Below are 1,085 nucleotides of genomic sequence, written 5' to 3' on the forward strand. Positions count from 1 at the left end.
ATCGGGTCGATCCTGCAGGGGCGTGTGTAGCGGGGGTTACGGGTCGGCAGTAAGGTCGTACTCAGCGAAATTCAGCTGTGAATGGGAGGGACGCCGTGTGGTATTGGCTCTTCAAGTATGTGTTGCTGGGGCCGATTCTCTGGCTGCTCGGGCGTCCGACGGTCAAGGGTCACGAGAACATTCCGACTGACGGGGCGGCCATCCTGGCCAGCAATCACCAGGCGGTTCTGGACTCGTTCTACCTTCCACTTCGCGTCAACCGCCGCATCACGTTCCTTGCCAAGAGCGAGTACTTCACCGGTTCCGGTCTCAAAGGCGCATTCCAGAAGTGGTTCTTCACCGCGGTCGGACAGGTCCCCATCGACCGAACCGGCGCGGACGCAGCGCAGGATGCGCTCAACGCCGGTCTCAAGGTTCTCGGTTCGGGCAGTCTGCTGGGTATCTACCCCGAGGGAACGCGTTCGCCTGACGGTCGCCTCTACAAGGGCAAGACCGGAATGGCGCGCCTCGCGCTCGAATCGGGCGTCAAGGTGATCCCGGTTGCGATGGTCGGTACCGACAAGATGAATCCGATCGGCTCACGGATGTGGCGTCCGGCCAAGGTCACCGTGATCGTCGGCGAACCTATCGATTTCTCCCGCTTCGAAGGCATGGGCGGGAACCGCTTCGTCGAGCGCGCTGTGACCGACGAGGTGATGTACAAGCTGATGAAACTCTCCGGCCAGGAGTACGTGGACATCTACGCGGCCAGTCTCAAGAACCAGGCACCCACGAAACCCGAAGCTGCCGTCGACGTTCCGGCGGAAAGCGGCGAGTCGGTTGTCGATCTCGTGGCCTCGGCCGAGTCCAAGGAATCCGCGAAGACCGACAAGGATTCGCTCCCGGACGCACAGGCCAGCTAGAGATTTCCCACACCTGCCGCACGCGCATTGGCCCCAGAGCCTGCGCGTGCGGCATAGTTTTCGGACGTGCGCTACTTCTACGACTGCGAATTCATCGAAGACGGTCGAACCATCGATCTCGTGTCCATCGGCGTCGTCTGCGAGGACGGCCGTGAGTACTACGCGGTCTCGACCGAGTTCGAT

The 1,085-nt window shown here is 61.7% G+C and carries 1 protein-coding gene; it reads left to right on the plus strand.

The genetic code is table 11. The features are described from left to right. The first annotated feature begins 95 nt into the window (after positions 1-95). Positions 96-902, plus strand: a complete 807-nt coding sequence (locus tag ABT116_RS49590) for a lysophospholipid acyltransferase family protein (RefSeq protein ID WP_095969868.1) — start codon at positions 96-98, stop codon at positions 900-902. The last annotated feature ends 183 nt before the right edge of the window (positions 903-1,085 follow it).

The organism is Streptomyces sp. NPDC002130 (genome assembly GCF_040296465.1).
In the GTDB taxonomy this organism is placed as follows: Bacteria; Actinomycetota; Actinomycetes; order Streptomycetales; family Streptomycetaceae; genus Streptomyces.